The 25,958-nt window shown below is 61.7% G+C and carries 25 protein-coding genes, 1 tRNA gene and 1 pseudogene; 18 read left to right on the forward strand and 9 right to left on the reverse strand.

All coding sequences use genetic code 11. The features are described from left to right. Positions 1–72 precede the first annotated feature (72 nt). From O1W68_RS07435 to istB, 3 genes and pseudogenes are all read left to right on the forward strand, one after another. On the forward strand, positions 73–735 hold the full coding sequence (locus tag O1W68_RS07435) for a hypothetical protein (RefSeq protein WP_269302301.1): 663 nt from the start codon (positions 73–75) through the stop codon (positions 733–735). Between the two features lie 154 nt (positions 736–889). Next, positions 890–2,500: pseudogene (gene istA / locus O1W68_RS07440) on the forward strand (IS21 family transposase). Then, positions 2,497–3,303, forward strand: coding sequence for an IS21-like element helper ATPase IstB (gene istB / locus O1W68_RS07445; protein ID WP_269302303.1), 807 nt, complete (start codon positions 2,497–2,499; stop codon positions 3,301–3,303). Before istA ends, istB begins: the two are co-directional and overlap by 4 nt. A gap of 145 nt (positions 3,304–3,448) precedes the next feature. On the opposite strand, the gene O1W68_RS07450 is transcribed toward istB, so the two are convergent. From O1W68_RS07450 to O1W68_RS07460, 3 genes are all read right to left on the reverse strand, one after another. Beyond that, positions 3,449–4,333 carry an alpha/beta fold hydrolase gene (locus O1W68_RS07450; protein WP_269302305.1) on the reverse strand — a complete coding sequence of 295 codons (885 nt, stop codon included), beginning with the start codon at positions 4,331–4,333 and terminating at the stop codon, positions 3,449–3,451. Between the two features lie 102 nt (positions 4,334–4,435). Continuing rightward, a complete protein-coding gene (locus O1W68_RS07455) occupies positions 4,436–5,212 on the reverse strand; it encodes an acetoacetate decarboxylase family protein (RefSeq protein ID WP_269302307.1) in 777 nt (258 codons plus the stop codon). An 8-nt stretch (positions 5,213–5,220) separates the two neighbouring features. Continuing rightward, positions 5,221–5,967, reverse strand: coding sequence for an alpha/beta fold hydrolase (locus O1W68_RS07460; protein ID WP_269302309.1), 747 nt, complete (start codon positions 5,965–5,967; stop codon positions 5,221–5,223). 248 nt (positions 5,968–6,215) lie between these two features. On the opposite strand from O1W68_RS07460, the gene O1W68_RS07465 reads away from it, so the two are divergent. The 10 genes from O1W68_RS07465 (at position 6,216) to O1W68_RS07510 (ending at position 16,462) form a co-directional block, all read left to right on the forward strand. Next, entirely contained in the window at positions 6,216–6,797 is a 582-nt protein-coding gene (locus tag O1W68_RS07465) for a TetR/AcrR family transcriptional regulator (protein WP_269302311.1), read from the forward strand. After that, positions 6,794–8,332, forward strand: a complete 1,539-nt coding sequence (locus O1W68_RS07470; RefSeq protein WP_269302313.1) for a flavin-containing monooxygenase — start codon at positions 6,794–6,796, stop codon at positions 8,330–8,332. The genes O1W68_RS07465 and O1W68_RS07470 overlap by 4 nt, the downstream gene beginning before the upstream one ends. Further along, positions 8,329–10,047 (forward strand): GMC oxidoreductase, encoded by a 1,719-nt coding sequence (locus tag O1W68_RS07475; protein ID WP_269302315.1) that lies wholly within the window; start codon positions 8,329–8,331, stop codon positions 10,045–10,047. Before O1W68_RS07470 ends, O1W68_RS07475 begins: the two co-directional genes overlap by 4 nt. Further along, complete coding sequence (locus tag O1W68_RS07480) at positions 10,035–10,721, forward strand: hypothetical protein (protein WP_269302317.1); 687 nt, start codon at positions 10,035–10,037, stop codon at positions 10,719–10,721. Before O1W68_RS07475 ends, O1W68_RS07480 begins: the two co-directional genes overlap by 13 nt. A 50-nt stretch (positions 10,722–10,771) precedes the next feature. After that, positions 10,772–11,329 carry a Fur family transcriptional regulator gene (locus tag O1W68_RS07485; protein WP_442972296.1) on the forward strand — a complete coding sequence of 186 codons (558 nt, stop codon included), beginning with the start codon at positions 10,772–10,774 and terminating at the stop codon, positions 11,327–11,329. Positions 11,330–11,341: 12 nt separating this feature from the next. Next, entirely contained in the window at positions 11,342–12,856 is a 1,515-nt protein-coding gene (locus O1W68_RS07490) for a catalase (protein ID WP_269302319.1), read from the forward strand. A 70-nt stretch (positions 12,857–12,926) separates the two neighbouring features. Beyond that, positions 12,927–13,400 (forward strand): Dps family protein, encoded by a 474-nt coding sequence (locus O1W68_RS07495; protein WP_269302321.1) that lies wholly within the window; start codon positions 12,927–12,929, stop codon positions 13,398–13,400. An 89-nt stretch (positions 13,401–13,489) separates the two neighbouring features. Beyond that, positions 13,490–13,624, forward strand: coding sequence for a hypothetical protein (locus O1W68_RS07500; protein ID WP_269302902.1), 135 nt, complete (start codon positions 13,490–13,492; stop codon positions 13,622–13,624). Continuing rightward, entirely contained in the window at positions 13,621–15,405 is a 1,785-nt protein-coding gene (locus tag O1W68_RS07505; RefSeq protein ID WP_269302323.1) for a glycoside hydrolase family 15 protein, read from the forward strand. Before O1W68_RS07500 ends, O1W68_RS07505 begins: the two co-directional genes overlap by 4 nt. Positions 15,406–15,490: 85 nt before the next feature. Continuing rightward, a complete protein-coding gene (locus tag O1W68_RS07510; protein ID WP_269302325.1) occupies positions 15,491–16,462 on the forward strand; it encodes an LLM class F420-dependent oxidoreductase in 972 nt (323 codons plus the stop codon). Between the two features lie 65 nt (positions 16,463–16,527). Here O1W68_RS07510 and O1W68_RS07515 read toward each other — a convergent pair. Then, positions 16,528–16,601: transfer RNA gene (locus tag O1W68_RS07515), tRNA-Pro, on the reverse strand. Between the two features lie 18 nt (positions 16,602–16,619). Beyond that, entirely contained in the window at positions 16,620–17,558 is a 939-nt protein-coding gene (locus O1W68_RS07520; protein ID WP_269302872.1) for a metallophosphoesterase, read from the reverse strand. Between the two features lie 149 nt (positions 17,559–17,707). Between O1W68_RS07520 and O1W68_RS07525 the strand changes: the two genes are divergently transcribed. Beyond that, on the forward strand, positions 17,708–18,172 hold the full coding sequence (locus O1W68_RS07525; protein ID WP_084345641.1) for a GatB/YqeY domain-containing protein: 465 nt from the start codon (positions 17,708–17,710) through the stop codon (positions 18,170–18,172). A 69-nt stretch (positions 18,173–18,241) separates the two neighbouring features. On the opposite strand, the gene O1W68_RS07530 is transcribed toward O1W68_RS07525, so the two are convergent. Further along, a complete protein-coding gene (locus O1W68_RS07530; RefSeq protein WP_269302874.1) occupies positions 18,242–20,596 on the reverse strand; it encodes a penicillin-binding protein in 2,355 nt (784 codons plus the stop codon). Between the two features lie 353 nt (positions 20,597–20,949). Here O1W68_RS07530 and O1W68_RS07535 point away from each other — a divergent pair, with 353 nt between their 5' ends. Continuing rightward, a complete protein-coding gene (locus tag O1W68_RS07535; RefSeq protein WP_247596322.1) occupies positions 20,950–21,267 on the forward strand; it encodes a WhiB family transcriptional regulator in 318 nt (105 codons plus the stop codon). A 25-nt stretch (positions 21,268–21,292) separates the two neighbouring features. Here the strand turns inward: O1W68_RS07535 and O1W68_RS07540 are convergent, their stop codons facing one another. Further along, positions 21,293–22,423 (reverse strand): ArsA family ATPase, encoded by a 1,131-nt coding sequence (locus tag O1W68_RS07540; protein WP_269302328.1) that lies wholly within the window; start codon positions 22,421–22,423, stop codon positions 21,293–21,295. Beyond that, on the reverse strand, positions 22,420–23,427 hold the full coding sequence (locus tag O1W68_RS07545; RefSeq protein ID WP_269302330.1) for an ArsA family ATPase: 1,008 nt from the start codon (positions 23,425–23,427) through the stop codon (positions 22,420–22,422). Before O1W68_RS07545 ends, O1W68_RS07540 begins: the two co-directional genes overlap by 4 nt. A gap of 136 nt (positions 23,428–23,563) precedes the next feature. On the opposite strand from O1W68_RS07545, the gene O1W68_RS07550 reads away from it, so the two are divergent. From O1W68_RS07550 to O1W68_RS07560, 3 genes are read left to right on the forward strand one after another with little or no spacing between them, the layout of a single operon-like run. Then, positions 23,564–23,731, forward strand: a complete 168-nt coding sequence (locus O1W68_RS07550) for a DUF4177 domain-containing protein (protein WP_088944003.1) — start codon at positions 23,564–23,566, stop codon at positions 23,729–23,731. Between the two features lie 5 nt (positions 23,732–23,736). After that, positions 23,737–24,204: a RidA family protein gene (locus tag O1W68_RS07555; protein WP_269302335.1), complete on the forward strand. Its 468-nt coding sequence runs from the start codon at positions 23,737–23,739 to the stop codon at positions 24,202–24,204. 56 nt (positions 24,205–24,260) lie between these two features. Beyond that, entirely contained in the window at positions 24,261–25,043 is a 783-nt protein-coding gene (locus tag O1W68_RS07560; protein ID WP_269302337.1) for an MBL fold metallo-hydrolase, read from the forward strand. 26 nt (positions 25,044–25,069) lie between these two features. Here the strand turns inward: O1W68_RS07560 and O1W68_RS07565 are convergent, their stop codons facing one another. Next, positions 25,070–25,744, reverse strand: coding sequence for a Crp/Fnr family transcriptional regulator (locus O1W68_RS07565; RefSeq protein ID WP_019662947.1), 675 nt, complete (start codon positions 25,742–25,744; stop codon positions 25,070–25,072). Between the last annotated feature and the right edge of the window lie 214 nt (positions 25,745–25,958).

Genomic DNA, 25,958 nt, shown 5'->3' on the forward strand with positions numbered 1-25,958 from the left:
GGTCGAGCCAGTGACTCCAGAACGATAAACTCGGAAGCTGGATCACCTATAGACCCCTCGCTTTGGAGCCTGATGCCTACGCGATCTCGACGTCCGATCCCGACATGGACGACATACCAACAGTCCATCGGCGACAGGTCCGACTTGTTCTCCACAATCCGTGAAAGATGGCCCATCGAACGGGCGCTTTACCCGGGGTCCTACCTCGACCTATCGCCTTCCACAGCGATTTCCTCGGTGACCTACCTCGACACCGACCGGCGCGCAGCAAAGTTCTTCGCCGAACCCGACCTCATACGGAGAGACCTGAACAACAAGACAACGCCCGCCGGTATCAACGAGGTCGCGTTCCTCTCGGCCGATTACACCAGCGCTCTGCCATTGGAGGACGACAGTTTCGATCTCCTCATCTCCCTCTACGCCGGCCCCGTATGGGACCACTGCCGCAAGTATCTGCGGCCCGGCGGACTCCTGCTTGCCAACTCCAGTCACGGAGATGCCAGTATCGCCGCTCTTGACCCGGACCTCACCCCCATTGCAGCGGTTCATCATCGAGACAGCGAATACCGCATCGACGAACAGGACATCAGCGAGTACCTCATCCCCAAGTCACCGGCCGCAGCAGATGCCCAGAAGATCCGCGACAACGGTCGTGGAATCGTTTACACCCGCACTGCATTCGCCTATATCTTCCAACTTCGTATGTCGTCTGCCATGAGCATGGGACCACTGTGAGCTGATTTTGCCAGGGTGATGGGACCACCTGGATTGCCAGTTATGGGACCACCGGCGCGCCGTGTCGGTGGTCTCGTCGTTTGCTCGTTCGATCGTTTGTGACAGCTCAGCGAGGTCACGGAGGTCGGACGGCACGGCTTTTCGGGAGATCAGTGTGAACGAAATCAGAGAAGTGTTACGGCTGTGGCTCGGGACGGCGGGGTTGCCCGCTCCGGGGCTGCGGACGATCGCCGAGCACGCCGGTGTGGACCGTAAAACGGTCCGCCGATATGTCGAGGCGGCTCGAGGTGCGGGGCTTGAGAGAACGGACGACGCCTCCGCGATCGACGACACGTTGATCGGAACGGTCGTCGAGGTGGTGAGACCGGACCGGCCGCACGGTCACGGCGCGGCATGGGAACAGCTCGTTCCCCACCAAGACCAGATCACCAAGTGGGTGGCCGGTGATGGTGAACAGAAACCTCTCACGATCGCGAAAATCGAAGTCCTCCTTACCCGTAAAGGGTGCGTGGTGCCGTATCGGACGTTGCACCGGTTCGTCACTGAGCGTTGCGCTTTCGGCCGCAAAGACCTCACCGTCCGAGTTGTCGACGGAGATCCCGGGATCGAATGTCAGATCGACTTCGGATATCTGGGGATGCTGACCGACCCCGACGACGGGCGGGCCCGCAAGGTGCACGCTCTGATCTTCACCGCGGTCTACAGCCGACACATGTTCGTGTGGCTGAGCTATTCACAGACGTTGGTGGCGGTGATCGCCGGATGCGAAGCCGCGTGGAAGTTCTTCGGCGGCGTCTTCGCGGTGTTGATCCCCGACAACCTCAAACCTGTGGTCACCGCCGCGAACCCGATCAGCCCGCGGTTGAGCGATGGATGGCTCGACTACAGCGCTCATGTCGGTTTCATCACCGATCCCGCCCGGGTGCGGTCACCGAAAGATAAACCGAGGGTCGAACGGGCAGTGCAGTACGTGCGCGGAAACTTCTGGGCCGGTGAATGATTCAGCAGGATCACCGAAACCCAAGGGGCAGTCGTCCGTTGGTGCAGCGCCACAGCGGGTATGCGCATCCACGGCACCACCTGCGCACGGCCACGCGAAGTATTCGAGGACTCGGAACTGTCAGCGTTGTTGACGGTGCCGGCCGTCTACGACATCCCGGTCTTCAATGATGTGAAAGTCCACCGCGACTTCCACGCCGAAGTCGGTCGATCTCTGTATTCGTTGCCGCAGCAATGGATCGGATCGAGCTTGTCGGTGCGCGCGGACACCGAGCTGGTCAAGTTCTACCACCGCGGCACCCTGGTGAAAATCCACCCCCGACAGCCCGCGGGTGGGCGGAGCACCGACCGCTCAGACCTGCCCGAACACAAGACCGACTACGCCCTGCGCGATGTCACTTCCTTGATCAAAACCTGCGCCGGGCACGGTCGCTGCATCGGGATCTACGCCGAACGAATCCTCGACGACGCCCTGCCCTGGACTCGGATCCGCAGCGTCTACCGACTCCAGATGCTGGTGCGTCGTTACGGAGCCGAGCGGGTCGAACAGGCCTGCTCGCTCTCGTTGGATCTCGACGTCGTCTCGGTCACCAAGATCGCGTCCATGTTGGAGCGAGCCACCGAGAAAGCAGCACCTGCGCTACCGAAAGCCGTCGGCCAGGCATCGACCCGCTTCTCACGTGATCCATCCGAATTCCGTTCCACCACAACATCATCACTGTCGATCGTCGACGGTGCTGCCGTATCCTCGGAAGGCAACTCATGACCACCACCCGCACTGCAACAGTCACCACCGAACCGGTCGGCACAGACCTCGTCCGACTACTCAAAGCACTCAAACTCGGTGCGCTCGCCGAGACCCTGCCCGACCGAGCAGCCCTGGCCCGACAACACAAGCTCAGCCACATCGGATTCCTCGAAGTACTCCTCGCCGACGAAGTCAACCGCCGCGATTCGCGCTCTGCGACATTACGATCGACGAAAGCCGGCTTGGATCCGGCGATGATGTTCCAGGCGTGGAACACCCACGACGATCTCCGGTACGACCGGACCCTGCTCGGGGATCTGACCTCACTGCGGTTCCTCGACGCGAACCAGTCCGCGATCATCCTCGGACCGGTTGGTGTCGGTAAGACGCATCTGGCAACAGCATTGGGGCACATGGCAATCCGGCGAAGGCACACTGTCCTGTTCGCGCGATCGGACAAACTGTTCACCCGGCTGCGCGCAGCCCGCCTCGACAATACCGTCGACGCCGAAATCCGACGACTGACCGCCATCGAGGTACTGATCATCGACGACTTCGCTCTGCGGCCACTCGATGCAACCGAGACCAGCGACTTCTACGAACTGATCGTCGAACGTCATCGGAAGAAGACCACTATCGTGGCCTCGAACCGCGAGCCGTCCGAATGGCTGACCATGACCGCCGACACCCTCCTCGCGCAATCAGCGATTGACCGACTGACCTCCACCGCACACACCCTGATCATCGAAGGCCCGTCCTACCGACAACGCACCCGACCCGGAACAGTTGGCGCCACCACCGACAACGAGCATCCTCAATAACGCGCCACGGTGGTCCCTACCCTCTGGCAATCAGGTGGTCCCATCACCCTGGCAAGCGACACCTCCAGTCAACCTGCGCTACGACTCCGGATTTGGAAGGATCGCTTTGCTTTTGGAAGGTCGACGGCGGGACCGCATGCAGGCTTCACGTCCACCGTTCGACGAACGCACCCACGGCGGTGTTCGCGGTATCGGGGTGTGATGCAGTCAGGAAGTGTTGTCCCCCGTCGACGATCTGGAGTTCGGCTGAAGGAGATTGCGTGAACTGTGAGATTCCATGCTCGGCGTTGGCGACGGAGTAAACCTGATCGGCAGTGCCTTGTACCCACAGCACTGGGCACTTCACTTCGTCGAGGCGTGCCTCGAGGCCATCCCGATCGCGGAGATTGACCGTGCTCGTCCGGAGTCGGCGGCGGCCCTCGTCCCCGGTGTAGTTGGATCGGTAGGTTTGCAGCCAAAAATTGCGTTCTTCCTCGGAGACTGCTTCGCCCAAGCCGGCGCCAAGGACGGCATTTACGAAATCGTCTCCTACCACCCAGTCGTCACTGACAGGCGTCGATAGTGCATCAATGGATGGGCTGCAGAATTCTGACCCGTTCCAGCAACCTCTGTCCATGCTCGCTTGGCTCTCGAAGTCCATGGAGGTGCCAAAGATAACGATTCCCTGGATGACATCAGGAGTAAGCATCGCCATCCGCGTGGCGATCCATCCTCCTTGGGAGGTTCCGAGCGCGAATGATTTTTCGATGCCGAGTGCCTCGAGGACCTGCAGGTTCGCGACTGCGCTGTCCCAGTAGGTGAACTGACGGTAGTTGGCGCGGGTTGCACCGTGACCATAGGGCTCGATGGCCAGCATGTTCATAGCTGCATTGAGCTCTGCGTTGGCGAATTGAGGGCGGTACAGCTCCACGGACGTGGTGAACGAGTTGGCCATGACCATGGTTGGCAGCGACGCATCGTATTCGCGTCCGAACTTGTAGCCGATGGTGGATCCGCCAAGGTGGGGGATATCGATAGTTTTCGTAGTCATCGAGGTCCTTCTGGGTTCGAGTGAGGAGGGGATTCAATCGGGCTGGGGCCGACGCACGCGGGCAAAAAAGTGGTCTGCTGTCAGCAGGAGCGAGAGGCTCTACTAGAGATTTCCGGGATCAGGGTCCTCTAGGTAGTCATGGATGACTCGGCCCATTGAATATGTGAATGTCACGTCGCCGTATAGGAGTGAGGTGACGTTCAACGGGGTGGTCGGAGCGAGCTTCGCCGCGGGATGCCCGTCGGGCATCGTAAACGTGATGTCGTCGACCGACGCGTCGAAGAGTTTGACGGTGAACGGGAGAGGAAGCTCGATAAGTTGACTCAGCGCTGCGTACCCGCCAGACGGTTCTGGGATCTGGCGGTGACTGTAGTAATTCAGATGCCCGCCAAGGTTGCCGACGGGCGTGTCGGTGACGCTTGCCGACACCGTGATGGCTGCGCTGTTGTCGATGCTCAGGGTGGAGGTGAGCTTGCTTCCCTCCAGTTCCGCGGTTCGTGTGCCAAGCATTGCCGGGATGCCGGAGGATTCTCGCGCGTACGAGATGACTCGCTGGGAGCTGTTCCAGTAATACGCGAAGTATCGGCCCGGAATCGCCATGGCGCCGTCGGCTGCGAGACTGTCGTGCCCGTCGATTTCAACCGTCAGGTACGTCAGGGAGAACCCCCCAAACCCGCTGCTCTGGTCGGCTTCGATGTCGTACATATTCATCTGAACTGTGTTGTTTTCGTGCGGAACCAGGCCCGGGGGAAGCATTTCCTGTAGCGCTTCGCGGTCGGCTTGATAGCCCACGATCACCATGCGTGCATCGCGGATGAGTTGGGGAGCTTCGGGTGCCCACACGGTGGGGGGCATGCCCCGATACGGAACCTTGGTCATGATGGATCTCATTCCTTGTCGGTGAATGCGTCTTCCCAGAGCCGCACGGTCTGGACCGGCGCCTCGACCATGGGGTAGTGGCCGGCGTGCTCAATGGCGACCATCGAAGCGTTGGGGAGCGAGTCGGCGGTTTCTTGCAGGTACTCCTTGCTGACGAATGGATCGCTTTCCCCATAGGCCAATATGACTCGGCCGTGGTATCCGGGGAGTTCGCTGCCAAAACTCGCGTTGCTCCAGTTCGCCAAGTAGGCCTCCCACATTTCCCGGTCCAGAACCGTTTGCGAACGCGCCACCAGGTTTTGAAGCTGAGCGTCACTGAGGTGCGGAGCCAGTCCGCCCAACGTCGGGCCTGGATCGGAGTACGCAGAGGCGAATCCCTCATACGTTGCCTTGTCGAACGGGGTGCCGAAAGGCGAGACGGGAGTGAGCGCGACCACTGAGCTCACACGATCCGAAGCCACAGTTGCGATTCGGAGGGCGGTCGCGCCGCCCATCGAGTGGCCAAGGATCGCGAACTTGTCCCAGCCAAGGTCGTCGGCCGCAGCTAGAGCCGCCGCCGCCATGCCATCGATGCCGTCTGCAGGCGAGTCAGCGTCGGAACGGTTCGGGCCATAGCCAGGGAAGTCGACAAAAGCGTAAGTGAACCGGTCGAGATTCGTCTCCAATCGGGCCGCGGCCCACACAGCACTATCAAGCGCCCACCCGTGCAATACGAGCACCCGGATATCGCCAGAACCTTCCACGAATGGCGTCATACTTCCTCCTAAGCGACCGAGCGATCGCTCGGTACTACCGGCTGACTATATGAGCCAGTTCACATTCTGTCCACGATTCGACGAGACTCACGAGAAGTGTCCGCGAAGCGCTCTCTGTGCGCCACGTAAAAATGCCGACGTAGCGGTGAGTGTGGGCACCCGCCTCGGCGAGCAGGTGCGTGGCTGCGATCTCACCACACTTAAAATCAGTCTGGACTGTTTCTTGATTTCAAGCTACAGTCGCTCATGTGACCCAGAGCACTCAGCCGCAAGAGCGGCGCACGCAGGCACAACGCACTGCCGGTACACAGACGAAATTGCTCGACGCGGCAATCGACTGCCTGGTCGAAAAGGGTTTCGCAAAGACCAGCACACAAGAGATAGCCCGTCGCGCAGGCGTGTCCCGCGGAGCGCAATTGCACCACTTCCCGACCAAAGAATCGCTGTTCATCGCCGCCGTCGAACATCTGGTGGACAAGCGGCTGGCCGAAATTCTCGCGGCGAATACCGATGGCACCCGGGGCGTCGAACTTCTCAGCGAAGCGTTCTCCGGACCGCTGTTCTACGCCGCCCTCGAACTGTGGGTGGCTGCGCGAACCGACCCGATATTGCACGAGGCAATGGTCCCGCTGGAACGCAAGGTCGCCGACGCCATTGCCGGCGGGGCCACCGCAATCATGGGTAAGACGATGTCGCCCGAATCCATCGAACTGAGCGTAGAACTCGCTCGCGGACTGGCGGTGTCGTCGATATTTCGTACTTCCGACGCCGACGCCCAGTTGCGGGCCCGACTTCTCCCGGTATGGGAGGCAAAGGTGATCCAGTCATGACGAAAGCCGAATCGGTCCTCGCCGAGGAATCCACTCCTCTTGAAAAATCTGCGTTGCCGAAATCGGTGCACGTACTTGTTGTGGGAGCCGGGTTCGCCGGTATCGCCGCGGTCTCCCGCATCCTGCAGGACGACCCCGACGCCGACGTTCTCGTCATCGAACGAGCACACGACATCGGCGGAACTTGGCGTGACAATACCTATCCGGGATGCGCCTGCGACGTCCCGACCTCGCTGTACTCCTTTTCCTTCGCACCGAGCCCCGAGTGGTCGCACACCTTCGCGCGTCAACCTGAGATCTACCGCTACCTGCGCGGCGTCGTCGACAAGTCGGGTCTGGGTCGCAGGATCATCACCGACTGTTCGCTCGATGCGGCACGATGGGATGCGGCGCAGAACATCTGGATCGTAGAGACGAGCAAGGGCATCGTGCACGCCGACGTCCTCGTTGCCGCCACCGGTGCATTATCGACCCCGAAGTTTCCTGACGTACCCGGTCTGGAGAAGTTCACTGGCACGGTATTCCACTCGGCGACGTGGGATCACGGGCAGGATCTGACTGGTCGCCGCGTAGCGGTCATCGGTACCGGCGCGTCCGCTGTCCAGTTCGTTCCCGAGATCGTCGACCGCGTCGAACGGCTGACGGTATTTCAGCGAACGCCCGCGTGGGTAGTTCCCAGGCTGGACCGCACCCTCGGTAAAGCCGAACGCATGCTGTATCGGAAGTTCCCGGCTGTCCAAAAGGCAGTACGTGGAACGATATACAGTTACCGCGAGCTCTACGTCACCGCGCTGGCGCACAACCCCTGGGTGCTACCGGCGGTGTCGGTGGTGGCCAAGGCTCATCTGCGCAGGCAGGTGAAGAACCCTCTGACCCGAGCTGCGCTGACTCCGGACTTCACGATCGGCTGCAAGAGAATGCTTCTCTCCAACGATTGGCTCTCCACTCTCGATCGGCCCGACGTCGACCTCGTGACCAGCGGCCTGACCGAAATCACCGCCGATTCCGTGCTCGACGCGTCGGGAAATCATTACCCGGTGGACACGATCATCTTCGCCACGGGGTTCACCCCGACGGAGCCTCCGGTATCGCACGCTCTGACAGGCCTCGACGGGCGCACCCTCGCCGAGCATTGGGACGGCAGCCCCAACGCATTCCGCGGCACCACGGTGCATGGGTTCCCCAACCTGTTCCTCATGTACGGGCCCAATACGAACCTCGGTCACAGTTCGATCGTGTACATGCTCGAGTCGCAGGCGAACTACCTCGCCTCCGCACTCGAACAGATGCGTGAGGGCGGGATCGCCAGCGTCGAGGTCACCGAAGCAGTTCAGCGGCAATATAATTCGTGGATTCACGACTCGTTGGCAGGAACGGTGTGGAATTCGGGTGGATGCTCGAGTTGGTATCTGGATGCGGAAGGCCGCAATCCGGTGATGTGGCCGACCTACACCTTCACCTTCCGAAACTCGACTCGGACCTTCGACACTGCGGACTATGTGAGTACGGCAGCACGGAAAGGTGTTCGGGTATGAGTGATTTCGACGTCCTCGTCATCGGATCAGGGTTCGGCGGTAGCGTGGCGGCCTTGCGCGCAGTGGAGAAGGGATACCGCGTCGGAGTACTCGAATCCGGCCGACGCTTCACCGACGACGAACTACCGAAGACCAGTTGGCGGCTTCGAAAGTACTTGTGGGCGCCCGCTATAGGTTGCTACGGCGTGCAAAGAATCCATTTACTTCCCGATGTCCTCGTGATGGCGGGCGCAGGTGTGGGCGGCGGCTCACTCAACTATGCCAACACTCTGTACCAACCCCCGCGCCGATTCTTCGAGGATCCGCAATGGGGGCACATCACCGACTGGCATCGGGAACTCGCGCCGTACTACGACCAGGCCAAACGGATGTTGGGCGTGGAGACGAACCCGACCATCACTCCCTCCGACAAAGTCATGAAGGAAGTGGCCGAGGACATGGGAGTCGGTGACACCTTCACCAGCACGCCGGTCGGTGTCTTCTTCGGAGCGCCAGGGCAGGAGTCGGAGGATCCGTTCTTCGGTGGCGTCGGGCCAACGCGCACCGGATGTACCGAGTGCGGATCGTGCATGACGGGTTGCCGGGTCGGGGCCAAGAACACTCTTGTCAAGAACTACCTGTACCTAGCAGAAAAAGCTGGTGCACAGGTACTTCCGCTGACGACGGTCACGGCCGTGCGGCCCGCGGCAGGCGGCGGATACGAGGTTTCCACACGCAGGACCGGTGGCAAGCTTCGCCGAACCGTCACCGTGCTGACGGCCGACCAAGTGGTCTTCGCAGCCGGTACCTACGGGACCCAAAAGCTGATGTTGGCGATGAAGGACACTGCTGGACTGCCGAATCTGTCGAACAGGATCGGCTCACTGGTGCGGACCAATTCCGAGGCCGTGCTTGCCGCGACCGCACGTGGCCGCGAGGTCGACTACACCGAAGGCGTCGCGATCACCTCCTCGTTCCATCCCGATGACCACACGCATATCGAACCTGTTCGATATGGCAAGGGCAGCAACGCGATCGGGCTGTTGCAGACCGTGCTCAGCGACGGCGGAGGTAGAACGCCTCGTATTCTGAAAACGCTCGGCGTGGCGCTACGCCATCCGGGAGCGGCGTTCCGCAGCCTTTCGGTCCGCCACTGGTCGGAGCGGACGGTGATCGCGCTGGTGATGCAGACCGACGACAACTCGCTCGAGCTGGGATCGGCGAAGGGTTTCTTCGGCAGACGGCTCACGAGCAGGCCCGGCGCCGGCGATCCGCCACCGCAGTGGATCCCGCAGGGGCACGAGGCAATCAGGCTGCTTGCAGACAAGATCGGCGGCGACCCGGGCGGGTCGATGGCCGAGATCGTCAACATCCCGATGACTGCCCACTTTCTCGGCGGATGCGCTATCGGAGACTCGGCCGACACGGGCGTCGTCGACGCCTATCACCGTGTCTACGGACACGTTGGTCTCCACGTCGTGGACGGGTCGGCCGTCAGCGCGAACCTCGGTGTCAACCCGTCGCTCACCATTACTGCCCAGGCCGAACGAGCTATGGCGTTGTGGCCGAACAAAGGCGAGCCGGACCGACGTCCAGAACTGGGAAGCGGATACCGCGAGGTCCTCCCGACGTCACCGAGAAACCCGGTTGTACCTGCCGCTGCTCCTGGCGCACTGCGATTGCCGTTGACCGTCGTTTCGGTCGAAGCTCTCGGAGGTACGACATGTGGAGCGTGACCGAATCCCAATCGGCGAGAACCGAGTGGCCGGAAAGTCCGCCGCCGCCGTGGCCCGCCGAAGTGAAAGCCACCATCTGGTGGCATCGGGCTCGGCCCGCCGGGCGTGCGCTACTGAGTAGTCGGACGATTCCGATCACGGTGGTGATGGCCATCGACTACCTGAACTCACCGGTCGGGCCGTACCGCGAGGTTCTCGCCAGTCCGGTGTTGCGGCGCCCGGGCCGTGGAATGGGTCCGATGCCACGAATATCGGTTCCGTTCATCGCCGTGGACTCCGAGACGTCGGTGCACGGTGGCCGTACCCATTGGCATCTACCCAAAGTTCTCGCGGACTTCGGCGGCGACGTACTTGCCGACGCTTCGGTATCGGGTGCAGGGGTGTCAGGTGAAGGGTCGTCGGGAGACGGTTGGTCTGTGCGCACATCGGCGAAAGGTATCGGTCCGAGCTTCCCCATCAAGGGCGCGCTCGGGTTCGCACAGCCGTCGGAGGAGGGTTCGCTTCTGGCGACTGCGCGGTTGACGGGTAAGGCTCGGCTGGCGCGGGTCCAGGTCGATGCGTCGGGTCCGAGTTTGGGCGAGTGGGTTTCCCCCGGCACCCATTTTGGGTTGCAGATCGTCTCCGGCCGTATGGAGACCGGGCCGTCGTCCCTGCTCAGCGGTGTTCAGGTGTAGTTAGCCTCCCTTTTCTTGACTAATTCCAGAAAAGGGGCATACTCGAATGCATGCCACTGAACGACGCAACTCTCGAACCCACCGCGCAATTGCGCTCGGTGGGTCTGCGAGTCACGGCGCCACGAGTGGCGGTTCTGAATGCGGTTGCAGCCCAACCGCATTCGGATGCAGATGAGGTAGCAGCAGTGGTGCGATCCCGCATCGGCTCGGTGTCCACGCAGGCGGTGTACGACGTTCTTCGTGCCTGCGTGGGTGCCGGACTTCTCCGGCGGATCGAACCCGCAGGTTCGTCTGCGCTGTACGAAAGCAGAACCGGCGACAATCACCATCACCTGGTCTGCCGCGTATGCACAACAGTGGTCGACGTCGATTGCGTCGTCGGTCGACCGCCATGCCTCGAGCCGTCGGAGTCTCATGGATTCGTCGTCGAGGAAGCCGAAATCGTGTTCTGGGGGCTCTGCTCCGACTGCGCATCGACACACGATTCGCATGTGGTTTCGAACACGCAACCTTCGGCTGCATCCGCTCGAAACGCCATCCCAACGCAGGCGGCGTCGAACCAAGCCTTCCGAGTCAGCCCCTCGGCAGGCGACCACCCATCAACTTAGGAGGCTGCGCATATGACCAAGCCGACCACCAGTAACGCTGGAATTCCGGTAGCCAGCGACGAGCATTCGCTCACTGCAGGCACGCAGGGTCCGATCCTGCTACATGACCATTACCTCATCGAGAAGATGGCGCAGTTCAACCGCGAACGTGTCCCGGAGCGTGTCGTCCACGCCAAGGGAGCAGGTGCATTCGGTGAACTCGAAATCACCGGTGACATAAGCAAATTCACGAAGGCCAAGGTTCTCCAGCCCGGCGCCAAGACCGAAATGTTGGCACGCTTCTCCACGGTGGCGGGCGAGCAGGGTAGCCCTGACACCTGGCGCGATCCGCGGGGATTCTCGCTCAAGTTCTATACCGAGGAAGGCAACTGGGACCTCGTGGGCAACAACACCCCGGTCTTCTTCATGAGGGACCCGATGAAGTTCCAGGACTTCATTCGGAGCCAGAAGCGCATGCCGGACTCCGGATTGCGCGACAACAATATGCAGTGGGATTTCTGGACACTCTCTCCCGAGACCGCGCATCAGGTTACGTGGCTCATGGGAGACCGCGGTATCCCGAAGTCTTTCCGCCACATGGACGGATTCGGTTCGCACACCTATCAGCTGATCAACGAGGCCGGTGAGCGCAACTGGGTGAAGTTCCACTTCAAGACCGACCAGGGCATCGAATTCTTGACGCAGGCCAAGGCTGACGAACTTGCCGGAACCTCGCCCGATCATCACCGTCAGGATCTGTTCGGCTCCATCAAGAAGGGTGACTTCCCCAGCTGGACGCTCAAGGTGCAGATCATGCCGTACAACGAGGCAGAAGACTACAAGTTCAACCCGTTCGACCTCACCAAGATCTGGTCGCAGAAGGATTACCCGCTGATCGAGGTCGGCAAGATGACTCTCGATCGCAACCCGGAGAACTTCCACGCTCAGATCGAGCAGAGCTCCTTCGAGCCGTCGAACATCGTTCCCGGCATCGGGTTCAGCCCGGACAAGATGCTGCTCGGCCGGGTCTTCTCCTACGCCGATGCACACCGCTACCGGATCGGCGCCAACTACGCGCAGCTGCCCGTCAATGCACCGAAGGTTCCGGTCAATTCGTACTCCAAGGACGGGTCGATGCGGTACTCGTTCAATTCCGCCGACACACCTGTGTACGCACCGAACTCGTACGGCGGACCGAAGGCAGACACGAATACGTACGGCGACGACGGATCGTGGGACTTCGAGCCACGGTTCGTGCGCACCGGTTATATCGAGCATCCCGAGGACGGTGACTTCGTTCAGCCAGGGACGCTGTACCGCGAGGTCATGGATGATGCGGCGCGGGAGCGCTTGGTAGGAAACATCGTCGGACATGCGCTCAACGGCGTGACCGAGGAAGTCCTGGTTCGAGTCTTCCAGTACTGGTCGAACGTGGACCCAGAACTCGGCAAGAAGGTCGAAGAAGGCGTCCGTGCAGGTCAGTCCGACACCGAGCCGACGACGAGCCAGTCACCGACCGCTCCTGGCGACGAGGCCGCAAAGGTCTAGTCACCCGACTGAACGTTCGAGCGTCCCAACGGTCGTTCTTTCCCGCCGAATCTCATAAAGGAGGCACATCATGAGCAACCCCATTACCAGTTCACTCGACGCCGGACAGCAGAAGATCGCAGGCGACGCGCTACAGGGCACCGTCGTGGACCTGATCGACTTGTCCTTGATCGCCAAGCAGGCCCACTGGAACGTCATCGGAAAGAACTTCCGTTCGGTCCACCTCGCTCTGGACGAACTCGTGGCCGCAGCGCGCGAGTTCACCGATTCGTCGGCCGAGCGCGCCACCGCGATCGGGGTCAGCCCGGACGGCCGCTCTGCCACGGTTTCGGCGACGGCGGGGACCAAAGGAATCGGTGACGGCTGGACCAAGGACGAGCAGGTCATCGCCGCAGTGGTGGATAACCTCACCGCTGTGATCGATCGCCTGCGCGGTCGCATCGCCGACACCGAGGCGGCCGACCCGGTCACCCAGGATCTGCTGATCGCGATCACCGCACGACTCGAGCAGCTCCACTGGATGTGGCAGGCACAGGTCGGCTAAACGCCCCAACGCTACGAAAGAGGGCCCCTCGCATGCCGAGGGGCCCTCTTCCGTGTTTCGTGGCCGTAGGCGTCGGGTACGACGGTGGCATGAGCGAACCTTCGAGTGGCCAAGGTTCAACTGCGGTGCTGTTCGACATCGACGGCACACTCGTCGACTCGAACTACATCCACGTCGACGCCTGGTCCAAGGCGTTCTTCGAGGCAAGGCTGACCGCACCATGAGTCGTGAGCACGGATACACCGCAATCGAGAACTATGCCGCCATCGGCGACGGGCGAACGGTAGCCCTGATCGCAATGGACGGCCGGATCGATTGGTTGCCCATTCCCAATCTCGATTCGCCGCCGACGTTTGCGGCACTTCTCGATGCCGAGCATGGCGGAAGATTCGAACTGTCACCGGCTGAGCCGTTTACAGTCGAACGTGAATTCGTCGAAGGCACAAACGTTTCGACCTCCACCTACCGAACCGCAACCGGGTCGGTGCGAGAAACCGATTCACTCAACACCGGAGTGGCGGGTCGATTGCCGTGGCTGGAACTGGCCCGTCGAATAGACGGTGTCGAAGGTGTGGTCGACATGGAGTGGCGGGTCGCGCCGGGAACGATGATGGGCAAAGCATCGCCATGGGCCTACGACACTTCCCACGGGACCGTTCTTCGTGTCGACGGAGTGACGCTGGCCGTACGAACCCTCGAGGCCGACGACGTGACCGTCGAAGAACAGAACATCCACGGCGTCTTCACCACGAGTGCTGGATCGCGGCACCTCGTAGGACTGGCCGGCACCGAAAACGAACCACTGCACATCCCGGACCCACGGGAGGTCGACGAAGGTGTCGACAGAACCATCGCGAACTGGCGTGCGTGGACCGAAAAATTCCAGTTCGACGGCCCATGGGCGGCACACGTGGCTCGGAGTGCACTCGCGCTGAAGTTGTTGATTCATAGCCCTTCCGGTGCCATTGCTGCCGCAGCAACCACGTCGTTGCCGGAGAATCCTGCGGGAGGTAAGAACTGGGACTACCGCTACGCGTGGGTTCGTGACACCGCATACACACTCAGAGCTTTGATTCGGTTCGGGCTGCGCGAAGAAGTACACGCCGCCGTTGCGTGGCTACTGAAAGTCATCCGGGCAAACGGTCCCCTGGTCAATGTCTTCTACACCCTCGGTGGTGAATTACCTGGCGGAACCGAACAACCCGACGTGCCGGGTTGGCGTGGCATCGGGCCCGTCGTGAACGGTAATCGGGCAGCAGATCAACTGCAGCTGAGCATCTTCGGAGATCTCTTCTCGATTATTCGGTTGTACGTCGATGCAGGCAATGTGCTCGATGCTTCCACTGGTCGACTCCTCGCGACGATCGCAGACCAAACGTGCGATTCCTGGCAGCAGCGAGATGCGGGAATCTGGGAACTCGAGGACGAGCAGCATTTCACGAGCTCGAAGCTCGGATGCTGGCAGGCACTCGACTGCGCTGTCTACCTCGCCGAGGACGGCCAGATCCCCGGCATCCCCGACAGGTGGAGAGCCGAGCGAGAGCGAATCAGGGCGTACATCGAAGAGAAATGCTGGTCGGACGAGCGGCAGTCCTACATGGCTTATCCAGGCGCAGAAGGGCTCGATGCGTCGGTACTGCTGGCGGCGGAGATGAACTTCGATCGCGGAGAACGCATGTCCTCGACCATCGATGCACTCGGTGCCGAACTCGGCGCCGGACCACTGCTCTACCGCTACACCGGGGTCGACGCAGAAGAAGCAACGTTCGTTGCCTGCGCCTTCTGGAGAGTGTCCGCACTCTCCCGCGTCGGCCGTGACGACGAAGCGATGGACCTGATGGACGAGCTGGTTTCCATGTCCAACGACGTCGGCCAGTACAGCGAAATGATCGACGCATCGGATGGCTCCTTCCTGGGTAACTTCCCGCAGGGATTGAGTCATCTGGCGCTCGTGAACGCGGCACTGACCATCGCACGCTCGCTCGATGCCACCACGAAACGATAGGGGAGCGATGAAAAGTGCTGGGCGATATAGAAATTCTGGGTCAGTCTTCCGGAGTCACGACTGCGCAACCATCTAGGAGAAACCGATGACCAACTTCGGCTACACATTGATGACCGAGCAGAGCGGTCCCAAAGAACTTGTGAAGTATGCGGTCGGCGCCGAGAAAGTCGGCTTCGACTTCGAGGTCGCCAGCGACCACTACTCGCCCTGGCTGTCCTCGATGGGCCACGCGCCTTATGTCTGGACCACACTCGGCGCCGTCGCGCACGCGACCCAGCGCGTCGAGATCATGACCTACGTGACGTGTCCGATCATTCGCTACCACCCTGCCGTCGTCGCACAGAAAGCCGCGACCATGCAAATACTCGCCGACGGCAGATTCACGCTCGGACTCGGCAGCGGGGAGAATCTCAACGAGCACGTCGTCGGTCAGGGATGGCCATCGATCGACAAGCGTCAGGACATGTTCGTCGAAGCGTTGGAGATCATCGCGCAACTTCACACAGGCAAGTTGATCACCTACGAGGGTAAGCACTTTCGAGTCGACTCCGCCAAGATCTGGGATATGCCCGACGGCGGCATACCGATCGGAATCGCCGTTTCGGGAGAAAAGTCCATCGAGAGATTCGCTCCCTACGGTGACCATTTGATCGCCGTCGAACCCAATGGCGGCCTGGTGAAGCAATGGACCGAGAAGCACTCGGGACGCTCACGCACCATCGGTCAGATTCCGATCTCCTGGGATCCGGACAAGGATGCGGCAATCGACCGCGCGCACGACCGCTTTCGCTGGTTCGCCGGCGGCTGGGCGGTCAATGCGGACCTCCCGACAACGGCCGGGTTCGCTGGAGCGACGCAATTCGTTCGCAAAGAAGATGTGGCCGAAACAATTCCTTGCGGACCGGACCTCGATGCGATCGTCGAGTCCGTCAAACCGTACTGGGAGGCGGGTTTCACCGACATCGCACTGGTGCAGGTAGGCGACGAAACCCAGGAACGATTCCTCGCCGAGGCCGCAGGTCCGCTGTTGGAGAAGCTGCGCGCTGCTGCGAACTGAGTCGAGAACGCAAAAGTCCTGGCCTTGTGGAAAGGCCAGGACTTTTGTGATTCGCCGATACTTTGTCGGGGTGGCGGGATTCGAACCCACGACCTCTTCGTCCCGAACGAAGCGCGCTACCAAGCTGCGCCACACCCCGTGTACCGCCTCGGAGAGTCTAGCTTACGACTGCCTCTGAACGCGAAACGCCCTCGTTCGACCCTTCGCGAGGTCCTTGACGCGGGGCAGGGGTCAGCGTCAGCAGTGTCGCCTCGGGCCTGCAGCAGAACCGGGCCGGGGCATAGGGAGACGTGCCGACACCCGCCGAGACGTGCAGCTGGGTATGTGCGCCCCATTTCGACGGACCCTTCACCCGAGACCGATCGAGCTCGCAGTTGGTGACGAGGGCACCGTAGAACGGTAGGCAGATCTGCCCGCCGTGCGTGTGTCCGGCAAGGACCAAGTCGTACCCGTCGTCGGCGAAACGATCCAGCACGCGTGGCTCGGGGGAGTGCGTGATTCCCAGCCGAAGGTCAGCGAGGGGATTCGGTTGGCCGGCGATGGTGTCGTACCTGTCGCGCTTCAGATGAGGGTCGTCGACCCCGGCCGAGGCGATGCGTACGCCCGCGACTTCGAGTTCTCTGCGCACATGCGTCACGTCGTGCCAACCGCGTTCGGAGAAGGCTGCCCGCAGATCACGCCACGGCAATGCTTCACCGAGTACCTTCTTGTGCTCTTTCTTGAAGTACAGCAGTGGATTCTTCGGCTTGGGCGCAAAGTAGTCGTTGCTGCCGAAGACGAACAGCCCGGGCCGGGACAACAAGGGACCGAGAGCTTGAACGACGGCAGGCACCGAGCGTTGATGCGACAGGTTGTCCCCGGTGTTGACCACCAGATCCGGTTCCAGGCTGTCGAGTTCGCGGAGCCAATTCTGCTTCGAACGCTGGCCGGGCATCATGTGCAGATCGCTGATGTGCAGCACCCGAAGCGAAGACGAACCAGGTTCCAGCACTGCCATCGACGTCTCCCGCAATGTGAAGGCATTACGTTCGACGAGAGTCGCATAACCGATACCCAGTGCCGCCGCGCCGGCTGTCGCAATCGCTGCGCTTCTGATGGGGGCCTCCGAGGCAGCGGCGCGAGTACGTTCTGCTGCTGCGAGGAGTCGGGCCGATGTAGTGATTTTCACGGACACGTCTTCCACGATACGTCAGGTGGTGCAATCGACGTGCGGGCCACGGCAGTGCCCGCGTAGCGTTCTGATACATGTCCGAACTGAAGTCCCAGCTGCGAACCGACCTGACCACCTCCATGAAGGCCAGAGACAAACTTCGAACCGCGACCATCCGCATGCTCCTTGCCGCGATTCAAACCGAGGAAGTATCCGGCAAACAAGCCCACGATCTCACCGACGACCAGGTAATCAAGATTCTTGCCAAGGAATCGAAGAAGCGCGGTGAATCCGCAGAGATCTACACCCAGAACGGCCGAGGTGAGTTAGCGGCGACCGAACATGCCGAGGCGCAGATCATCGACGAATACCTGCCGACGCCATTGACCGACGCCGAACTGGCCGATATTGCGGACACCGCTCTTGCTCAGGTCGCCGAGCAATTGGGCGAGCGTCCCGGGATTCGGCAGATGGGTCAGGTCATGAAAGTCGCGACCGAACTCGCCAAGGGGAAGGCCGACGGAACTCGGATCTCCAAGGCGGTCAAGGACCGCTTGTAATCTCGATCGCTGGGAAGCCGCACGAAGTACACCCACGCCGTGGGCGTACTTCGTGCGATGGATTCCGACCTAGCGTGGGACCGTGATCCCGGGTATGGCCGGAATCTCGATGGGCGGGATCGGGGGTATCTCGATGTTGGGAAGCGACGGAACGGCAGGAGCCGGTGGCGCCTGTCGAACGGATCCGTCGCTCACGTAGATCGTGATCATCGCACCCGGTACAGCCGACCCCGAAGGAGACATTCCGGTGACCGTTCCTCGTGCCGCAGTGTCGGACGTGCTTACAACGGTTACCTGAAAACCTGCGGCCTGCAGGGTCGCGGTCGCGGACGACTGGGTCGAGCCGGTCACGTCGGGAACCTGACCGTTGGCGGATCCACGAACGTATTTCTGGTCGACGGCAGGCAGCGAGACCGGTCCGAAATTGTTGGCGACCGGGTTGACGGCCTCGTACCAGGTACGAGCCGGCTCGTTGCCGCCGAACAGGTTTCCGTCGCCACACGGGCGCAACGGGAACGAGCAGATTTCACCGGGGCTCGGGGAGTCTCCGTAGGTGTATACCGCGGCGGCGTAATTGTTGGTGTAACCGATGAAGCCCGAGGACATGTGCGACTCGGTTGTGCCCGTCTTCCCGGACATCGGCAAGGTCCAACCCACCGATCCTGCAGCGGATGCGGATGTGCCACCGGGCTGGTCGTCCTTGCTCATCGCATTGGACAGGGTGTTGGCCAAGCCGGGCTCGACGACCTGCTCACATGCCTGCTGCGTCACAGGTACTTGCTTGCCCTTACGGTCGAACACCGAATCGATCGGTGTCGGTGGGCACCACTTGCCCGAAGACGCGAGGGTTGCCGCCACATTCGACAACTCGAGTGGATTGACCCAGGTGGGTCCGAGCGTGAAGGAGCCGAGATTCTGGTTTTTCTGGAAGTCGGCCATACTCCGCTCGTCGAAGCCGGATGTGCTCGGTGCAGCGTAGGACCGTAGGCCCAGGCGCACCGCCATGTCGACCGTCGGCGTCACTCCGACGGACTCGATCAACTTGACGAACGCCGTGTTCGGAGACTTCGCCAGTGCATCGGTAACCGAGAGTGACGCAGGGTAGTCACCGACGTTCTCGACGCAATACGTGTTTGCGGGGCAACCCTTTGCGCCGCCGTCGCCCATGCCTCGGACCTCGGCGCGTCTGGGAACCTGCAGGGTTGCGCTGGTGCCGAGGCCGCGCTCCATGGCGGCGGCTGTCGTGAACACCTTGAAGATGGATCCTGCGCCGTGTCCGACGAGCGAATACGGCTGCGGCTGCACCGTTTCGTCTGCGCCGGAATCGAGACCGTACGTTCGGCTGCTGCCCATTGCCAGGATGCGATGGGCATCCTGGCCGGGTGCGATGACATTCATGACGGTCGCGACACCGTCGAGGGTCGGTCTGGTATTGGCCACCAGCGAGGCTTTGGTCGAGTTCTGCACGACGGGATCGAGGGTGGTCTTGATCAAATATCCACCCTGGTCGATCTGCTCTCGGCTGATACCTGCATTGGCAAGATATTGCAGCGCGTAGTCGCAGAAGAACCCGCGGTCGCCGGCAGCAATGCACCCGCGGGGGAGGATTTGCGGTTCGGGGAGCACACCGAGCGGCTCGGTCCTCGCGGCCTGGAACTCCGTGGCGCGTTCTGGGATGTTCTGGATCATCGTGTCCAGGACGGTGTTGCGCCGATCGAGGACGCCCTGCTCGTTGGTATACGGATTGAGCGCCGAACTCGACTGCACCATGCCCGCGAGCATGGCCGACTGCCTGGCGTCGAGCTCGCTGGCGTCGATGCCGAAATAGGTCTGTGCGGCGTCCTGAATCCCGAACGACGAGTTACCGAACGGGACGAGGTTCAGATAGCGGGTGAGGATCTCGTCCTTCGTCAGCTCTTTGTCGAGGGTGAGCGCCATCCGGATCTCGCGGATCTTGCGAGCGGGCGTCGTCTCGATAGCTGCCCGACGCTCGGCGTCGGTCTTGGCCACGACGAGCAGGTGATAGTTCTTGACGTACTGCTGATCCAGAGTCGACGCGCCCTGCTCGACCTGACCGCTGCTCGTGTTGGTCAGAAACGCGCGCAGCGTTCCCTGCCAGTCGACGCCCTTGTGTTCGGCGAACCGTTTGTCCTCGATCGAGACGATAGCGAGTTTCATCTCGTTCGAGATCTTCTCGCTCGGCACTTCGAATCTGCGCTGCTCGTACAACCACGCAATGGGGTTGCCTGCACTGTCGACCATCGTCGAGACCGCAGGGACGGACCCCTCGACCAATTCGGCCGAAACATTGTCGACGGTATCGGCCGCACGGTTGGATGCGTATCCGAACCCGCCTGCCAGCGGAAACATGACGCCGGCCAACAACGCACCCGCAAGGGCTGAACATCCGGCGAGCTTCGCCACGGTTTTTCCAACTGACACAGGCACAGCGTACGTGGACGACGCCGGCTCTCCCAGTGGACACGGATCTGCGGGCTCGACTTGTGCCCGTTCGCGGGCTTCGATCTGCGCCGCGGCTCTTCGGGTTTTCGCTGAGCCGCAGGTAGAGACGGGCGTACCAGAAAGTTCCCCCGCCCGTCTTGCGTTCGTGGCGCATTTTACCTAAATTGTGAGCACGGTGTGATTCACATAACACTTGTATATGAATGTGGGGCAGCTCCTAGGTCGATGTGCTTCGAGGTGAAGTTCGAGGTCGAAAGAGCTTGTGGAACGTCCAGCGAGGATGTTCGAACTGCAAAGGGGATCCGCACATGAACATGACAGCAGCGCCGACGCGGCTCGATGTGGAAGAAGCCGAAGCGCGTATTGCGTGGGTGGCGCAGGCAAGGTGCTCGGGCATGGACCCGGACCAGCTATTCGTGAGGGGGGCAGCGCAGCGCAAGGCCGCAACGATATGCAGGCACTGCCCAGTGTTGATGCAGTGCGGCGCAGATGCGCTGGACAATCGCGTCGAGTTCGGGGTGTGGGGCGGGATGACGGAGCGTCAGCGACGCGCGCTGCTCAAGCAGCATCCCGAGGTCGACTCGTGGTCCGAGTTCTTCGAAAGTCAACGACAGACACAAGCAGCCATCTGAGGCGGCTCTCTCGTCGTGTTGTGCGCTACGTGGTTCCGGTGAGTTGGTCGGCCACAGCGCGTAGGGCATGAAGGTCCGAGACTTCGAAGGGCAGGGACGGGACCCCGACGATGGGGACCCGGGGATGAGCCGCTGTGAAGCGGCGGAGCAGTCGGAGCTCGCGCGTGGCGGTCACCGCGCGAGCCGCGTGGATTCGCAGCACTGCAGCGGTCAGAACAGCTGAGGCGTCGTCGTCATCGTCCAGCTGGTCGGCGGCCGTGGCGGCATGATCGGCGGGCAACGCCGACAGGGTCGGATGGGTTCGATTGAGGATCAGCCCCGCCAACGGCATTCCCTCGCTGCTGAGGCGATCCACGAAGAACGCAGCCTCACGCAACGCGTCGGGCTCGGCCACAGCGACGACCACGAAGCTTGTCCCGCTCTCACGCAGCAATTGGTAGGTGAGTGTCGCGCGTTCCCTGAATCCGCCGAACATCGAATCCAGTGATTGAACGAACGCCGACGCATCGTTGAGCATCTGGCTCCCGATGACCGTCGAGACTCCTCTCAACGCCAAACCCATCGCGCTGGTGACGATCCTCGTCAATCCTCGACCGGGCGCCATCAGTAGGCGGATGAATCGACCGTCCAGGAACGATCCGAGGCGCTGCGGGGCGTCGAGGAAGTCGAGAGCGTTGCGCGACGGCGGAGTGTCGACGACGATGAGATCCCACGTCGAATCGGCCGCGAGCTGCCCTAGTTTCTCCATCGCCATGTATTCCTGCGTGCCGGAGAACGAGGATGCGACAGTTTGGTAGAAAGGGTTGGCCAACACCTGTTCCGCTTTTTCCGGCGTCGAGTGCTCGATGACCATCTCGTCGAATGTTCGACGCATATTCAGCATCATTGCGTGCAGTTCGCCCGTGGCGCCCGCCGCGAGTGTTACCGGCTGCGGAGTGTTGTCGAGTTCGCCGACACCGAGGGCCTGCGCGAGTCGTTTGGCTGGATCGATGGTGAGCACCACGACCTTCCTGCCCTGCTCGGCCGCGCGAAGGGCCATCGCTGCTGCCGTGGTCGTCTTGCCGACTCCGCCGGCGCCACACACCACCACGATGCGTGAGGAGTTCTCGAGGAGGATTCTGGAGACGTCGAGGACATCCGTTGCGGGAGAGCTCATTTGACACCCTGTTCTGTGAGCTTGGCTGCTAGTTCGTACAGTCCGCCGAGGTCGATTCCCCCGCCGAGCATCGGCAGATGCATTCGTGCCGTGTCCAGCTCGTCGAGTTGGCTTCCGCTCTCCACCTGCGCCGCAAGGGTCGAAGCATGTTCGATCGTTTCCGTGAGAAGCCCGGCAAAGTCACTGTCGGACAATGCTATTCCAGATCGCTTCAGTCCCTGCTGGATCAGCTCGGCGTCGATGACGCCATCGGCTGCGTCCGCGAGTGCTTCCGGCGGAAGGAAGGTCGGCTCCGTTCGGTTGACGATGACGGTTCCCAGTCTCAGATCTGCGGCCTCGAGTTCCCGGACGGCATCGGCAGTTTCCTGCACCGGAAGAGCCTCGAGCAGTGTCACGAGATGGACGACGGTCTCTGCCGAATGCAGCAGGCGGACAACGCCTTCGCTCTGCGATCGGACCGGGCCGCCCTTGGCCAAATCTGCCATCGCTTTGGTCACGTCGAGAAAATTGCCGATGCGCCCGGTCGGCGGTGAATCGACGACGACCTCGTCGTACGCGCGGTTTCCGGCCCTGTCCGTTCTGACTACGCACTCCTTCACCTTGCCGGTGAGGAGAACGTCACGTAGACCGGGTGCGATGGTCGTCGCGAACTCTATGGCGCCGATCTTGCGCATCGCTCGGCCGGCGAAGCCGAGGTTGTAGAACATGTCGAGATATTCGAGAAATGCCGTCTCGATGTCGATGGCGAGGGCGAAGACCTCACCGCCTCCTTCAGCCGAAGCGACGCGGGTTTCGACGGGCGGTAGCGGGGGCACGTCGAAGAGTTGTGCGATGCCCTGCCTACCCTCGACCTCCACCAGCAGTACGCGTCGACCGCCCGCTGCGAGTGACAGTGCAAGAGCGGCGGCCACCGTCGACTTACCGGTGCCGCCTTTGCCGGACACGAAGTGCAAGCGAGCGGCCGCGGCCTTGTCCGGCCAAGCTGACAAACTGGAAGTTCCCACAGCACGACCATATAGAGGAATCACTCATTGGCTCCCGAGAACACGGCCGAGCCCACCGTCTCCGGCTGTGACGTGGTCCGTCACCTATGCCGGATGGGGCACCACCGCATCCTCGATGCCGACTAGGCTCGTCGGTATGAGCGAAAAGATTATCTGGGAATACTTCACCGCACCGGTTCTGATTCACGCCACGAAGCAGATTCTGGACAACTACGGTTCCGAGGGCTGGGAGCTCGTGACCATCATGTCGGGTCCCAATGGCGGGGACTCGCTCGTGGCGTACTTCAAGCGCCCGAAGGCCTGATCGGTATGGCCGACTGGTCCGCGAGACTGGCCGAACTGGGCATCGAACTGCCCGCCGTCGTCCCGCCGTTGGCCGCGTACGTGCCGGCGGTTCGGACGGGAATGTACGTCTACACCTCCGGTCAGCTCCCGATGGTAGACGGCAAGCTGACCTGCATCGGCAAGGTCGGTGCGGAGGTCTCTCCGGAGGACGCCACAGCAGCAGCGCGGACGTGCGCACTCAACGCGCTGGCAGCGATCCACTCGCTCGTCGGGATCGATCGCATCGCGCGCGTAGTCAAAGTTGTCGGCTTCGTTGCGTCGGCGGCGGGCTTCACCGGCCAACCTCCGGTAATGAACGGGGCGTCGAACCTGCTCGGTGAAATCTTCGGGGATGCAGGCGTGCATGCGCGCTCTGCGGTCGGTGTAGCCGAGTTGCCTCTGGGTGCAGCAGTCGAGGTCGAGCTCATCGTCGAGCTCACACCCGAGGCCTAGACGCCGCGAGGCAAAGATCCTCGTGCCACTTCATCTCTTCGTCCTAAGGTACGTCTATGACCCTTGCTCACCCCGCCTACGGAAAGCTACGACAGGTGACCGACACAGCTGCTGTGTTGCTCGCCGACAATCCGGGCAAGATGACGCTCGATGGCACCAATACGTGGATTCTCCGCGCGCCTGGCAGCCGGGACTGCGTCGTCGTCGACCCCGGTCCGAAGGACTCCGAGCATCTCGACGCGGTTGCCGGGGCGGGCAACGTGGTTCTCGCGCTTGTCACGCACCGGCATCGGGACCACACGGCAGGGCTGAAGAGGTTTCACCGGAAGAGTGGCGCGCCGATCCGAGCCTTCGAGTCCAAGTACGTCCATGGCGACACCTCTCCGTTGACCGACGGAGAGGTGATCGTCGCGGCCGGCCTGTCCATCTCGGTGCTGGCGACACCGGGGCACACAGCCGATTCGTTGTGCTTCGTCCTCGATGACGCGGTCCTGACCGGTGACACCATTCTGGGACGCGGAACTACGGTGCTCGATCCGAAAGACGGCACCCTCGCCGACTACCTGGCCTCGCTCGACCGTCTCGAAGAAGTGGGTGAGGGCAAGGTAGCCCTGCCTGGGCACGGCGCCGAGATCGCCGACTTCCCCGAGGCAGTGAGGTTCTACCGAAAGCACAGACTCGAACGGCTGGACCAAGTTCGTGCAGCACTGCACGAACTTGGTGCCGATGCGAAGCCGATGCAGGTGGTCAAGCATGTCTACTCGGACGTGGACAAGAAGCTGTGGCCTGCCGCCCGCATGTCCGTCAAAACACAGCTGGCGTACCTACGCGATAGCTAGCAGATTTTCCAGCGAGCTGTGCGGTTCTAGCGTGCTCGGCGAGCGAGGCGCTCGGAGTCCGAGATCAGCACGCTCTTGCCTTCGAGGCGCAGCCATCCGCGGTGCGCGAAATCGGCCAATGCCTTGTTGACGGTCTCACGTGAGGCGCCGACGAGCTGGGCGATCTCTTCCTGCGTCAGGTCATGGGTGACACGAAGAGACCCGGCTTCCTGGGTTCCGAATCGCTGAGCGAGCTGAAGTAGCGCTTTGGCGACGCGTCCGGGCACATCGGTGAAGATGAGGTCCGCGAGGTTGTTGTTGGTGCGACGGAGTCGACGGGCCAGCACGCGAAGAAGCTGCTCGGCAATCTCCGGACGCTGATCGATCCACGCTTTCAGAGCGTCGCGGTCCATGCTGACGGCACGGACTTCGGTGACCGTCGTCGCCGTGGACGTACGCGGGCCAGGGTCGAAGATCGAGAGCTCACCGAACATGTCCGACGGACCCATGATGGTCAGCAGGTTCTCGCGGCCGTCCGGGGAGCGGCGGCCGAGCTTGATCTTGCCGGAAACGATGATGTACAGCCGATCACCAGGCTCGCCCTCGTTGAAGACCACGTGTCCTCGGGGGAAATCGACTGGCTGCAACTGCTTGGTCAGCGCTGCTACCGCAGAGGGTTCGACTCCTTGGAAGATGCCGGCCCGTGCCAGGACGTCGTCCACTTGCGCTCCTTTTGGGATGTCGTCGATACAGGTTTCCGGATCGACAAGGCGTTTTTACACGGCGCAGGTTGCGTACCCGAAGGCCAGCAACGCCACACCAATAATTGAACATGACAAGAATCTCGGTGAAGTCTACTTCGCCGAGTCCGATATCGAGTGATCGGCGCCACGGAACCCTCGAAGAGAATGAACGGACCAGGGGTAGTTCACCGGA

The sequence above is a fragment of the Rhodococcus sp. H36-A4 genome (genome assembly GCF_027158005.1).
Taxonomy (GTDB): domain Bacteria; phylum Actinomycetota; class Actinomycetes; order Mycobacteriales; family Mycobacteriaceae; genus Rhodococcoides.